Below are 13,322 nucleotides of genomic sequence, written 5' to 3'. Positions count from 1 at the left end.
GCGACCTCCCCCTTACTGGACCAGATAGTCTGTAAAATAGATACCGACAACCTCGCCACAATCCAAATTGTTGTTTACGACATTGAGCAGGCTTTTTTTAAGAGCGTCACTGGCGCCGACAGGAGCGACCTCCTCCAGGGTTTTGCTGCGCAAAGCGATAATCATCGCATCCAACACCTGGACCTTCTTCTTCTTCAGTTCTTCCCTCAACTTCTTTTCCTTGGGATACTCCAGCGTAATCTTAACCCTGAGATAATGTCCGCCTCCGTTACCGGCCAGGTTTACCACCATCTCGCCCATATCCAGGCTTTCGGTTTCCGTTGTTTTGGGTACGGTAGCTTTTTGTACTTCGGAGGCAGCCCCGGCAGGTTTGTTAAAATAGAAGTATGCGCCTGCAGATGAGCCGGCCAGAAACATCAAGCCTATTAACAGTATGAATATTATTTTTTTCTTTTTTGGTTTGGCTTTCTTGCCCGCTCTTACCTGATTTTCAGACGTATTACTTATTGGCATAGGTGCACCCACTTTTCAGGGCCAAAATTTTTTTAAATTACCGCTTTAAATCCAATAACTCCTGCAGCATCTGGTCGGAAGTGGTAATGACCCGGCCGTTGGCCTGATAGCCGCGCTGGGTGGTAATCATATCTACAAATTCATCGGTTAAATTAACGTTGGACATCTCCAAATAACAGGATACTATTTCGCTGTAAACTCCCACGTCATCTGGGTCAATGGGCGTTGCTTCTCCGCTGGTCCCGGTTACTTCCTGGTAATAGCTTTGGCCGATTTGTTTTAGGCCTTCCTGGTTGGCAAAGGTATAAAGACCTATCTTTTCGGCAGGAGATATATCATCCCCCGCTGTGTCGGTTGCGGTAACCGTGCCGTCCTTGCCGATGCTGATCGTACTGACGGTGGCCGTTCCGCTGAGGTTAAGCTGGATGAGAGTGCCGGGGGTTCCGGAACCGCCGCTGCCGTCCACGAGATACCGCCCGTTGGAGTCGACCAAATAACCGTCTTTATCGACGTAGAAAACTCCGTTCCTGGTGTAATAACAGTTGTCCCCATCGGTAACGCAGAAGAAGCCGTTGCCCTGGATCGCCAGGTCCAGCGGCCGGCCGGTATTTTGAGTAGGTCCCTGGGTCATATTGATCCCGATGCTCGCTATGGACATACCGGTTCCCACCTGGGCCGGGTTTATGGAGCCGGTGCCCGAAGTAGCGTCAGGCTCGCTGGGGGAACGCAGCAGCTGGTATATGGCGTCCTGGAAATTGGCTCTGCTGCTTTTGAAGCCGGTGGTATTGACATTGGCAATGTTGTTGCCGATAACGTCCATCCGGACCTGGTGATTTTTCATCCCTGAAGAACCGGAATACAGTGATCTGATCATGATAATCCTCCTTTTTTGGCAGGCCGCCTCAGTCGTTCGGCGGCCGTACAACCTCCTTGCGGACCGGCTGTATTTGATTGGTTTGTTGTTGGTATCTTCCACGTCTTCATCCCGCTACCTGACTATAATTGCGCTGTCGATATTGGTAAAGACGTGGTTGGTTAAAGCACTTCCGTCCAGGGCGGTAACAACCGTTTTGTTTTTTACGCTGGTGATGAACGCCAGGTCATTGTAAATAATTAAGGATTCCCGCGCGCCCTTGGCCTCTGCCTGCTTAACGGCCTGATCAATCCTGGACAGATCCTCCCGGCCCAAAGTAATCTTGCGTTCTTTTAATCTCTTTTCAGCATGGGCGGAGAACTTCAATTCCTGGCAACTGGCAAGCTCATGGTGCAGCACGTTTTGAAAGTCGCGCTTAATATCCCTGGCAGCCGCCGTTCTGCTTTCAATGGAAGCTGCCGGCAGCGGCCTCACCGGCATGATTGAATTTATATCCCGGTTCATTCCTCACTCCTACTTGATTTCAGTAACTTGAGCCATTTCATAACCAGTTCCGTCAATAAAAATCCGCACCTCTTCATTATAGAGAGATACCTTTTCTACTTGCCCCGAGATCTCACCCTCACTTGTCTGGACTGTCACTTGCTTGCCTACAAGCGCCGATGCTTCCCCCACTTGCAGGGAAAGACCGATTTGCTCAATACCTGCACAGATATTGTAAAGCTGCTCCAGGATGCCGAATTGTGTCATCTGATTGATCATGGTGTTTGTATCCTGAGGGCTGGTGGGATCCTGGTTTTTAAGCTGCTCAACAAACAACAGCAAAAAGGCGTCCTTATCAAGTGAAGTAGATTGCTGATTCGTTGTACTCGACGCATAACTGTAATTGTCACTGGCAGAACCTACCTGCAAAAAAGCCACCTCTTTCTAAATTAAATAATTAACCAGTAAAGAACCCGTTGTTGCTGTCAGGGTATTTGCCGATTCCACCTGCGTGTCTGCATACGTGCGGTCATTAGAGCCACGGTAAGACCAGGCCGGTCCGTTGCGTCCTTCGAAAGAACGGCCCATACCGCCGCCCCCCCGGCCGTCATCACCTGCAAAAACAATGGCTTCATTCAATCTCAGGTCATGCTGGCTGAGGGAGTCCCTCAAATGATGCAGGGAGCCTTCCAAAATCTCTCTCACATGGTTATTCTCCGTGTAGAAATGAGCGCTCAATGCGTCTTTGTTGAAAAACAATTTAATGGTTAGCTGGCCAAGGTGTTCCGGCTCCAATTTAAGCTGAACCTGCCTTTGCACCTCGCCCCTGGCGGTGGACAGGGCATTTTTAATTTCTTGCGCCAACCGCTCCTGCAGATCGGGCAATGGTATTCTCCCGTTGCTTTCTGCCAAATTGGCTGTGGATAAAATAGTGCCGGCCGGAGCTGTATTGGGCTGCAGAGAATTTTCAATGGCACTGACAAATTCCGGTCTCGGACCGGATTTAAACGGTTCAATTTGATCGGAACCGTATGTTTTTAATAATGCGGCATTTTTATGATTTGCCCCGGACTCTTTTCCCACAAGCTGGACCGTTTCATCAGCCACAAAAGCTTTCTGAAATCTGTTTTCTGAAGCATGGTTATTTTCAGTTTGTTTCGCTTGAAACATATTGCCCACCAAGCTTACTCTTGATACGGCCTGCGGGTCCAAAACAACCTCCTTTATCTCTCCGCCGGCCGGTTTAACCGCTGTTTCGTTTTGCTCGCAGGCAGGGTTACTCCCCTGCTTGACACCATTTGCAACAGCCTTGGGCAATCCGGTCTTTTGCAAAATAATTGGCCCTTGCTCCGGTACGGTTATGGACAGCTGCTGCAGTGGCTTCCCGGTTATAGCGACAGCCTCGTTGGGAACTGTTTCCTGGTTTTGGCCGGTCATCGCCGTTGGAGTTGCTTGGATACCGTACGAAAGCGCTGCCCCTTGCGGCAGCTGTTGGACAGCTACTCCAGAATTATCCACTGTTGCGCCGGCCGGCGGATACCACCCTGGCAGGCAAACCAGCTGCGTCAGCTCAGCCCCATCTTTTTGGGGCTCCTCAGGCACAAGGGGGGCAACAAGGTCCAGACCTGCCGGCCCGGTTGCAGAAACTCCCCTCTCCCCGGATTCGTCGCGGGTTTGCAGCCTTACAGAAGGTCCCGGCAGGAGCAACAATTGCATAAGTGCCATGACCAGATCGAATTCCCCGGTGTTCAATTTTGTATTAACAAACTTCCCACCGTTGCCCTGAGACAAAACGGTATCGTTAATCGCTGCTGTCAGCACTGTATCACCTCCTTTCTATGACGTCGAACTAATTGACCCGGCGGTGGTAGATGCTGAGGGACAGTTCATCAACTTCCTTTTGCTCCCTGTCAGCCAGCTCACGCCTGTAGTTTTGCACGCATTGTTCTTTAAGCTTATCTAAAACCTGCCGCTCCCGCCTGGCCTGAACAGCCTCATCCCGCTTATGCGCAACAACGCGGTCAGCCGCGCTGACACCTTTTTCCTGGACTTTGATTTTCTCATTTATGGATGCCCGGTAAAAGAAATGCTGCCTGATTTCAAAATAATCCAGCCCGTCCCTTCCGGTTGCCTCCAATGCTTGCAGGCTCTGCCTGGTATTTTCCAGCAAGGTTAAACGCCGGTTGTATTCTTTACGAGCCAAAGCCAGCGCCTGTTCGGCAGAGACCTCCTTGGCGGCGCGCTGCTTGAGTACAGGTTCAAGGTGAAATTGAAACTTAGCCATGTTCTCCCGCCCCTTTATGCACAATTGTCTTCAACATTTCCAGTGAATGATCGTACTGGGCATGCTCGTACAAATCCTGTTTCAGGAAATTAATGATGCTTTGGTAAGCAGCGATGGCTTCATCAACATGTGGGTTTGAACCAGCCACGTAGGCCCCGATATTGATCAAGTCCTCCGCCTGCCGGTAAGTTGCCAGCAGGTCTCGCAGCCTACCGGCATAGGCCCGGTGCTCCTCGGAAGTTATGTCAGGCATCAGGCGGCTGACGCTGTTTAAAACATCAATCGCCGGGAAAAGGTTGGCCGCCGCCAGAGAACGGGACAGGACAATGTGCCCGTCCAGGATGCCCCGCACCGCATCGGAAACCGGTTCGTTTAAATCATCCCCATCCACCAGCACCGTAAAGAAAGCGGTAATCGAACCGGCGGCAGACATTCCCGGCCGTTCAAGCAGCCGGGGCAGCAGGGCAAACACTGAGGGGGTATAGCCCTTGGTTGCCGGCGGTTCACCGGTAGCCAATCCGACCTCCCGCTGGGCCATAGCAAAACGGGTCACGGAATCCATCATCAACATCACATCCCTGCCCTGATCACGAAAATACTCCGCGATGGCACAGGCGACAAAGGCTCCTTTCAAGCGCACCAGCGCAGGTTGTTCGGACGTAGCCACCACAACCACCGAGCGGGCCAGCCCCCCAGGACCCAGGTCGGTCTCAATAAAATCCAGCACCTCACGGCCCCGCTCCCCAACCAGGGCGATAACATTGACATCCGCATTGCTGTACCTGGAAATCATGCCGAGCAAGGTGCTTTTACCAACTCCGCTGCCCGCAAAAATACCCATTCGCTGGCCCCGGCCGCAGGTAAGCAGCGCGTCCACAACTCTCACTCCGGTTGAGAGCGCCTCTGTGATCCGTCTTCTCTTCATGGGATTGGGGGGACGGTTGTCCACCGGGTAGTCCTTGAGGCGCCCGCCTATCGGACCAAGCCCGTCAATAGGTTCCCCCAGACCATCCAGGACCCTGCCGAGAAGCTGCTCCCCAACTTTGACATTAAACGATTTACCGCTGGGCGTAACGCTGCACCCCTGGTAAACCCCGCGGAGTTCGCCCAGAGGCATCAGGACCGCGCTGCCGTCACGAAAACCCACCACTTCGGCCAGGACCGGCTCCGGGCCACCAGGTATCGAGATCTCGCAGACCTCACCAATGGGCGCGTTGATGCCCTGTACTGCAACGGTGAGCCCAATCACCTGGGTCACCCGGCCATTTAGCTTAATTAACTTTGCTTCTCTTAAGCGGGAGCGCCATGGGGCAAGGTCGATGGGAGCACACTGCAAAGTAATCATCCTTCTTTTGTAAGAAAGCTAAAGCTTTTTCTTTTCCTTAAATATAAGGGGTTGTCAGTACTGAAATCATCTTGGAGTAATCGTGAAAAGCCACTATCGCTCACTCACTGTAAAGGGCTTTCATTAACTCTTCCCGTCGTGTTTCCATGGTTGCATCCACCTGCCCCTGTTCGGTTTCAACCCTGCATCCCCCTGCCTGCACTGAAGGATCTGCAACCACCTGAAGCTGTGCTCTCACCGGAAGAACACCCAGCAGTTCATCCTTCCTTCTTTCCACCAGTTCCAATTCCACCGGGTTGATATATAAAACCACATTGAGCCGATCTGCAACCAGGCGTAATGTTTCCATGGACACCTGCAGCACCATCCCGGGCTCCAGCGTCAACTGGGCCGACAACAGCTTCTCCGCTATTTCCCTGGCCAGTTCCACGATCTCCTGGTCCATTGCCGCCAGGGTTTGGCGTCGAATTGTTTCAGCTTGTGCCAACACCTCCCCAGCCTGCGCCCGAATGGCCGCCGCCTCTTGATCTGCTTGGGCCATTCCATCCCGGTAACCGGCCTCATAGCCTGCCTGGCGTCCCTTTTCAAAGGCGCTCCGGTAGGCTTCCTGCTCGATTTGCCCGGCTGCCGACTTAGCCTGGTTGATTATTTCGTCTGCGCTAACGCGGGCCTGGCTAACAATTTCCTCAGCCTGCAACGTAGCCTGGTTCATAATGCTTGCCGCAACGTCAGCATTATTATCCCCGTATTGTATGCTCTCCCGTTCTACCAGAGTCGTATAACTCCTTAGCGGTAAGACGTGCAGAAGGTTTTCCGGCACTTCGGCAGCCTTGATGATCTTATAGAATGACATCGTCACCACCCCAGGAAATAATTATTTCTCCACTTTCGTCCAGTTTGCGGATAGTAGTAACAATTTTTTGCTGTGCCTGTTCCACTTCTTTCAGACGTACCGGTCCCATAAATTCGATTTCTTCCCTGAGCATATCGGCGGCACGTTTGGACATGTTTTTATAAATCCTGGCATGCACCTCTTCATTGGCGCCCCGCATGGCCAGCGCCAGGTCTTTGAAATCGACCTCTTTCAGCACCCGCTGAATAAATTGATCCGAAAGAATTTTAATGTCTTCGAAGACAAACATATGCATCTTGACTTCATCCGCCAGATCAGGGTCTTCCCTTTCCAACCCCTCCAGAATTACTTTTTCCGCGCTCCTTCCCACCCTGTTCAAAATATTCACCAGAGACTGCACGCCGCCCACCGCCGTGTGATCCTGCTGGAGCACGGATGACAGTTTGTTTTCCAACACCGCCTCTACGCTCTTGACAACGTCAGGGGTTAAGCGATCGATGCTGGCAATCCGCTTGGATATTTCGCTCTGCAACTCGGGGGGCAAGGATGCCAGAATAACGGCCGCTTGCTCCGGGGTGAGATGGACCAGAATCAACGCGATAGTCTGGGGATGTTCATCCCTAATAAAGTTTAAGAGCTGTTTGGGATCGGTTTTACGAAGCGAACTGAAGGGAATGGCCTTCATATTACTTGTCAGCTTATTCAAAATATCCGAAGCCTTCTGGTTCCCCAGGGCTTTTTCAAGCATTTCTCTAGCGTAGTTCAAACCGCCGTGCAAAAGGTATTCCCGTGCCTGTTGCAGTTTCATGAATTCATCCAGCACTGCGCTCGTTGTTTCTGACGGAACATGAGTCATATTGGATATCTCTTTGGTAAGCTGTTCGATTTCAGTCTCAAGAAATTCTTTCTTCAGCACCCGGGACGACAGGTCGGAACCTAGCGCTATTAATAGAATGGCTGCTTTCTCAATACCGTTAAGTTTTGCAGGCTGCACAGCTACCCCCCTAATGCCTGATCCAGACTTTTAAAATCTCGGCTATTTCATCAGGCTTTTCCTTTGATAAGGCTCTAATCTGTTCTTTTTTATCGTCTTTGGCCTTTTCTTCCTGATCAAGCTCAATTGCTTTCACCGGGATAAGCTCTTCCACAAGTTCTTCTTCATCCCGCTGAGCGCTGCGGCGCCGCCACAGTATTATTGCGGCTAACACGACCAATACGGCCAGGCCGGACAGACCGTATAGGTAAAGGCGTTCTTTTTCCTTTGCTTTCGCTGCGGCATCATACTGAGCCATTTCAGCCTCAATTTTTTTCTGATACGAATCGTCAAAGGCCATACTTGTAACATTGATCTGATCCCCACGGTTTTGGTCGTAACCGATAGCCGACCCAACAACATCCCTGATCTTTTGAACATCCAGCGGGATGTCGGCTTCATTTACCACCACCGAAGCAGATAAACGGCGGACGCTGCCGGGGGCATTTTCCACAGTCTCCTGTAAGGTGCTTACCTGGTAGTTGATCGTATTCTCTTCCTTGGTATAACTCGAAGAGCCGGTACCCTGGGCAAAAGGAGTTGTAGTTATATTCGAATCGGTTCCCACAGCGCCCCCGCCTCCGCCGCCTGTTCCGCTTTCATTAATGTTCTGCTCGCTAATTTTTACGTTATCCGGATTGGAAGCAATGGTGCTGACGGTCTGTTTCTGGCCGAAGTCAAGATCGGCTGTAACCATGACAACAGCGTTACTCTGGCCAATAATCTGCGACAGCATCTGCTGGACCCTTTTTTCGAGCTCTTTTTCATATTCCCGTTGAGCCGTCTTCTGATCAAGGGTAGTCCTGGCAGCGACAGCCTTGGAGTCGCTTGATTTAAAATTATCGCTTAACACATTTCCCTCGGTATCTATGACATGGACATTCTCCGGCTTAAGGCCTTCCACGCTGCCCACGAAAAGGTCACAAACACCCTGGATCTGCTCCGGGCTAAGACGCGCCCCGGGTTTGAGCTTTAAAGCCACAGAAGCGGAAGGTGTGCCCTGGTCGCTGATAAAAACGCTTTTTGGAGGAAGCACCAGGTGGACCCTGGCCTGCTCCACTCCGTCAAGCTGGACCACCGTTCGCCTCAACTCTTCCTGTAAGGCTCGCTGGTACCCCACCTGCTGTTCAAAGTCGGTTTGACCGAACTTACTCTGGTCAAAAAGTTCAAAGCCTAAACCGCTGTCGCTTAAAGCCCCGCTGCTGGCCAACTGATTCCTCGTCTCGTATACCTGACGCTCCGGGACCTTGATGGTTTTACCCTGATCCGCAATCTGGTAGGGAATCTTCATGGTTTTGAGCTTTTCCACGATAAGTCCCGCTTCCTTGGGTTCAAGCCCGGTAAACAACGGGGCAAAAGGAGGCTGCATCATTACCCGTCCGAAATAGAACAGACATCCTACGACTCCTGCGACAATTAAAACTGAGATAACTTTTTGGGTTTGGTTAAAAGCCTGCCATTTCTCCCTTAACCTGACGATAAGGTCACCCGGACTCAACTAAACCACCTCAACTGTCAAAGGACATATTAAACCTGCATGCGGGAAACTTCCTGGTAAGCCTCAATAATCTTATTCCTCACTTCGACTGCAAGCTGCATGGCCAACTTGGCTTCTGTCATAGCTATTGTCACCTGGTGAATGTCTTGAATTTCGCCGGTAAGCAACTCACTCGTCAGCTGATCGGCCTTGATCTGGGTATCATTCAGTTTTTTCAGGGCGTTGTCCAAAACACCAGCGAAAGAAGCGCCCCCGGCCTCCTGGTTAGCCCCGGTTCCCGCCGGCTGCGGCGGTAAGAATGGTTGTCCGACAGGCAATACCTGCATTCTCATGGCCCCCCTTTAACCGCGCCCTATCTCCAGGGCTTTCAAGGCTATATCCTTGGCGGCATTTAAAGCTGTCACGTTTGCTTCATAAGACCTGGCGGCGGAAATCATATTAACCATTTCGTTGACGATATTAATATTCGGGTAGGCTACATAACCAAGCGCATCGGCCATGGGATCGGCCGGTTCATACGCCAGCCTGGGCGGCCGGGCGTCTTCCAGAACCTGGACTACCCGTACCCCCGTGCCTCTAACACTTGACAGCGATGAACCGCTGGCAGAAACCTGCTCCAGTATTTGCGCAAAGACAGGAATTCTACGGCGGTAGGGAGGATTGGCCGGGTCGTCGGGCCGGCCCTTGGTGTTCATATTGGCGATATTATTGGCAATCAGGTCCAACCGCAGACTTTCCGCCGTAAGCCCTGATGCGCTGACGGCCAGAGAGTTGAAAATACCCACTTGTCTACCCCTTTCCGCCGGTTATGACGTAACTTAAAATAGAAAAATGCTCGCTTAATTCTCTACCTACCGCCTGGCACTGGATCCAGTTGGCCGCCAGGTTGGTCATCTCCTCATTGATGTCGACATTGTTGCCATCGGTTCGCATGGAAGTTGTTTCATTCAGGTTCACTTCGGGCTGCAGTTCATCCAACAGCGCAGTTACACCAAAGTGTCTGGGATCGGTTTTGTTCAAGGCAATGGACCCGTGTCCCAATGCTTTCTTAAGCAAGCTCTCAAAGGCGACGGTAGATTTTTTGTAGTTGGGCGTATTCACGTTGGCAATATTATTGGCAATTACCCGCTGTCTCAAGGCGCCCGCATCCAGACCTTTTTGAAGTGATAGGAGTATAGGATTTGAAAACAACTCCAACGGCGTCACCCTTTCTGGTTAAATATTATAAAATTAGATCATTTTGAACAAAAAAAACCAAGCCAAAGTAAAGAGCTTGGATCAATCTTACCCTGGCAACCCAGCCGCCATGACAAATCATCCGGAGCTCGCAGGTATGGTAGTATATTACCCTACCAAAAATCCTGCGCCTTGTAGCCCGCGAAGTCTTAGTTTTAGGCCCGTTAGCTTTGCGTCCCTCCCTTTCAGGAGGTTTGCCTTTATCATGGAAAATATTATATTTTGACTAACTTTAACAATATTCTACAGCAAAGCACTTTCCCCTGCAAGGGCAAAATTATTATCCAAAAAAAAAAGGTAATTCAGTCTGATATTCCACACCCAATACCGGAAGCAGAGGGACGGTTCTTTTGCTTCCTTTCCTTGAAAAACTGTACAACTACCGTCCCCCTGTCACTCCCAAGGCGCATTATCAAACCGTTTTATATTGCGCCAGTAAATTCATGACCGTAAATGGGATTACATCCAGCGGCGCCAGGCATTCCGCCCCGCCGAGTTCATAAGCGACCTTCGGCATGCCGAATACCACAGATGTAGTTTCATCCTGCGCTATTGTCCTGGCCCCGGCCCGGCGCATAGCCACCATACCGTTGGCGCCGTCACTACCCATACCGGTAAGCATGATCCCGATGGCGTTAGCCCCCACAAATTCTGCAACCGACTGGAACAGCACCTCAACTGAAGGGCAATGCCCGCAAACCTTATCACCTGACCGGCAGTCAACCAGATAGGAACCGCCGGAACGGCGCACGGTCATGTGACGGTCACCCGGCGCAATCAGTACCCGCCCGGGCAATACTCTGTCCCCTGTTTTAGCTTCTTTCACTTCCATAGCGCATAGATCATTTAAGCTGTCAGCAAAATGTTTGGTAAATCCAACAGGCATGTGCTGTACCACCACCACGCCAGGTATTGCGGCGGTAAAACTTTGCAATATTTTGCGGATTGCTTCCGTCCCTCCGGTAGAAGCCCCGATGGCTATCACCTTATCTGTAGATTCGGCTAAAGCCTGGCTGTCCGCCCTAATTGTTTTGATAGATTCACGGTTGCCCTTCCAGGCGCTTACATTCGCTAAGGCCGCAATTTTCACCTTGTTACGCAATTCCCCCAACATAACATTCAAACCGCGGGCTATGTCAGTGCTCGGCTTGACAACCACATCAACAGCTCCGGCCTCAAGGGCGGCAAGAGTTATGGCGGCGCCTTTTCTGGTGAGGGCGCTAACCACAATTACCGGCAACGGGTACTGGGGCATCAAATGGCGCAAAAATTCCACTCCGTCCATCCTGGGCATTTCTACGTCAAGTGTAAGCACATCCGGTTTCAACCGGACTATCTTATCGCGGGCTATAAATGGGTCGGAGGCCACCCCGACCACCTCGATGTCCCGGTCCATGGCCAATCCCCGGGCCAGAATTTCCCTTACCAGGGCAGAATCATCGACAACAAGCACTTTAATCTTTTTCATTATGTTCACCTTTAAAAAGATCGACCTGTTTAAAATTTTGTTTGGATGAAAAGTTATATTCTTTTATATATCGAGGGCTTGATATATTTATATAAGCCGGCCTCCCGGTCTAGGGTCTCGGAATGACCGATTAACAAATACCCGCCCGTTTCAGTATACCGGTGTAACTTTTCGATGAGTTCCCGACGGGTGGCTTTGTCAAAGTAGATCATTACATTACGGCAAAAAATTACCTGAAAAAGTCCTTTGAACCGGAATTCGCGGCTCATCAGGTTTAAACGGCGGAAAAGAACCATATCCTTCAAACATTGCTTAACCGCCCAGTTACCGTCTTTTAAAGGGCTAAAATAACGCTGCCGGTATGATATGGGCACCTGTAACATCTTATCCGCCGGATATATACCTGCCATAGCTGTTTCTAATACACTGAACGAAATATCAGTTGCCAGAATACCTGCGTCCATATGTAATGCATTACCGCCTAGATATTCCTTAAGAATCATCGCCAGGGTGTAAGGTTCCTCTCCTGAAGAGCACCCGGCAGACCAAATTCTAACCTTCCGCCTGCCAGTATTCCGCTGCTCTTCACTAATTCCAGGCAGCGCAACATTTATTAAAAAATCAAAATGCTCTTTTTCGCGAAAAAAATAGGTATGATTAGTAGAAATCTGGTCCACCAGGTTGAGCAGCGCCTCTCCGCTGGTATCCTGGATAATATATTCATAATACTCCTGGAAGCTGCCGAACCCGCCTGCAAGCAACACTTTTTGCAGGCGCGCGGCAACCAGGCTGCGTTTTTTTTCTCCAAGCTTAATCCCGCAAATTTTATAGACCAGACTGCTAATCAGTTGAAACTCCCGGTCGGTAAGCCGTATGATGTTCACCACCAATACCATCGACGGGAGAATTAGTTTGAAACAGACACCTAAATCTCCCGCCGGTATTATACTGTTTAATCAATTAAACAAATTATATTAATTGGGATACTCCTCCGAATACAGGTATCATCTTATTGGCCCCTTTTCTTATCAGAAATTGCCAAATTCCGCATCATTCAGAGAAATAATGTCTTGCGGCTTTACCCCGGCATCCTTCGCCGCGGCTACTTCCAGGACCCCCTTCTTAACGGGTTTATTCTTAATGCCCCAATTTCGCTCCTGAACAGGAAGCTGATGCGCAGCAAGCGATTTGGTGGTGGCTGCAACTGCCGGAGCGCCCGTAAAACCTTGCTTTCTAAGTGTAAACTTATCGAGCATCTGCTTAACCATCGCAGCCTGACTGGACATCTCTTCGCTAGCGGCAGCCAGTTCTTCCGAGCCGGCCGAGTTTTGCTGCGTAACCTGATCTACCTGGTTCAAGCCCTCGTTGATTTGCCCGATACCTACAGCCTGTTCTTTGGAGGCTGAGGCTATTTCACCGATCAGGTCGGTTACCTTGGCCGTGCCCAGCACGATCTCTTCCAGCGCCTTGGAGGTTTCCTCGGCAATTTTGGCGCCTATTTCGGTCTTTTGGATCGAGCCTTCGATCATCTCCGCGGTCTCCTTGGCCGCCTTGGCGCTACGCTGGGCCAGGTTCCTCACTTCCTCGGCCACAACGGTAAAGCCTTTGCCGTGCTTGCCGGCGCGGGCCGCCTCTACCGCCGCGTTTAAGGCCAGGATATTGGTCTGGAAGGCAATCTCATCAATTGCCTTGATTATTTTAGATATATTAGCGGCGGATTCATTAATATCGCTCA

Annotated in this window: 16 protein-coding genes and 1 riboswitch; all 16 genes read right to left on the bottom strand. The window is 50.7% G+C overall.

What is annotated here, in order from left to right:
• Positions 1-12: 12 nt before the first annotated feature.
• On the bottom strand, positions 13-513 hold the full coding sequence (locus tag Psfp_RS08440; protein ID WP_134218102.1) for a flagellar basal body-associated FliL family protein: 501 nt from the start codon (positions 511-513) through the stop codon (positions 13-15).
• Positions 514-550: 37 nt separating this feature from the next.
• Complete coding sequence (locus Psfp_RS08435; protein ID WP_134218101.1) at positions 551-1,387, bottom strand: flagellar hook-basal body complex protein; 837 nt, start codon at positions 1,385-1,387, stop codon at positions 551-553.
• A 114-nt stretch (positions 1,388-1,501) separates the two neighbouring features.
• On the bottom strand, positions 1,502-1,891 hold the full coding sequence (locus Psfp_RS08430) for a TIGR02530 family flagellar biosynthesis protein (protein WP_243120548.1): 390 nt from the start codon (positions 1,889-1,891) through the stop codon (positions 1,502-1,504).
• 9 nt (positions 1,892-1,900) lie between these two features.
• Positions 1,901-2,299 carry a flagellar hook capping FlgD N-terminal domain-containing protein gene (locus Psfp_RS08425; RefSeq protein WP_192895332.1) on the bottom strand — a complete coding sequence of 133 codons (399 nt, stop codon included), beginning with the start codon at positions 2,297-2,299 and terminating at the stop codon, positions 1,901-1,903.
• 15 nt (positions 2,300-2,314) lie between these two features.
• A complete protein-coding gene (locus Psfp_RS08420; protein WP_134218099.1) occupies positions 2,315-3,691 on the bottom strand; it encodes a flagellar hook-length control protein FliK in 1,377 nt (458 codons plus the stop codon).
• A 28-nt stretch (positions 3,692-3,719) separates the two neighbouring features.
• Positions 3,720-4,154 (bottom strand): flagellar export protein FliJ, encoded by a 435-nt coding sequence (gene fliJ / locus Psfp_RS08415; RefSeq protein ID WP_134218098.1) that lies wholly within the window; start codon positions 4,152-4,154, stop codon positions 3,720-3,722.
• Positions 4,147-5,490 (bottom strand): flagellar protein export ATPase FliI, encoded by a 1,344-nt coding sequence (gene fliI, locus Psfp_RS08410; RefSeq protein WP_243120547.1) that lies wholly within the window; start codon positions 5,488-5,490, stop codon positions 4,147-4,149. The genes fliJ and fliI overlap by 8 nt, the downstream gene beginning before the upstream one ends.
• Before the next feature lie 109 nt (positions 5,491-5,599).
• Positions 5,600-6,352 carry a FliH/SctL family protein gene (locus tag Psfp_RS08405; protein ID WP_134218096.1) on the bottom strand — a complete coding sequence of 251 codons (753 nt, stop codon included), beginning with the start codon at positions 6,350-6,352 and terminating at the stop codon, positions 5,600-5,602.
• Positions 6,339-7,346 (bottom strand): flagellar motor switch protein FliG, encoded by a 1,008-nt coding sequence (fliG, locus tag Psfp_RS08400; RefSeq protein ID WP_134218095.1) that lies wholly within the window; start codon positions 7,344-7,346, stop codon positions 6,339-6,341. The genes Psfp_RS08405 and fliG overlap by 14 nt, the downstream gene beginning before the upstream one ends.
• Before the next feature lie 10 nt (positions 7,347-7,356).
• Positions 7,357-8,883, bottom strand: a complete 1,527-nt coding sequence (fliF, locus tag Psfp_RS08395; RefSeq protein ID WP_134218094.1) for a flagellar basal-body MS-ring/collar protein FliF — start codon at positions 8,881-8,883, stop codon at positions 7,357-7,359.
• A gap of 29 nt (positions 8,884-8,912) precedes the next feature.
• Entirely contained in the window at positions 8,913-9,209 is a 297-nt protein-coding gene (fliE, locus tag Psfp_RS08390; RefSeq protein ID WP_134218093.1) for a flagellar hook-basal body complex protein FliE, read from the bottom strand.
• 15 nt (positions 9,210-9,224) lie between these two features.
• A complete protein-coding gene (gene flgC / locus Psfp_RS08385; protein WP_134218092.1) occupies positions 9,225-9,668 on the bottom strand; it encodes a flagellar basal body rod protein FlgC in 444 nt (147 codons plus the stop codon).
• 4 nt (positions 9,669-9,672) lie between these two features.
• On the bottom strand, positions 9,673-10,080 hold the full coding sequence (gene flgB, locus Psfp_RS08380) for a flagellar basal body rod protein FlgB (RefSeq protein ID WP_134218091.1): 408 nt from the start codon (positions 10,078-10,080) through the stop codon (positions 9,673-9,675).
• 91 nt (positions 10,081-10,171) lie between these two features.
• Positions 10,172-10,328, bottom strand: a riboswitch (cyclic di-GMP riboswitch).
• A 203-nt stretch (positions 10,329-10,531) separates the two neighbouring features.
• Positions 10,532-11,587, bottom strand: coding sequence for a chemotaxis response regulator protein-glutamate methylesterase (locus Psfp_RS08375; protein ID WP_134218090.1), 1,056 nt, complete (start codon positions 11,585-11,587; stop codon positions 10,532-10,534).
• Positions 11,588-11,640: 53 nt separating this feature from the next.
• A complete protein-coding gene (locus Psfp_RS08370; RefSeq protein WP_134218089.1) occupies positions 11,641-12,483 on the bottom strand; it encodes a protein-glutamate O-methyltransferase in 843 nt (280 codons plus the stop codon).
• Positions 12,484-12,615: 132 nt separating this feature from the next.
• Positions 12,616-13,322, bottom strand: a 707-nt coding sequence (locus tag Psfp_RS08365; protein WP_243120546.1) for a methyl-accepting chemotaxis protein, incomplete at its 5' end; no start/stop codon positions are given.

The sequence above is a fragment of the Pelotomaculum sp. FP genome (assembly GCF_004369245.1).
Lineage (GTDB): Bacteria > Bacillota > Desulfotomaculia > Desulfotomaculales > Pelotomaculaceae > Pelotomaculum_C > Pelotomaculum_C schinkii.
Note: the sequence above shows the minus strand (reverse complement) of the source record. Positions and strands in the feature narration are given on the sequence as shown.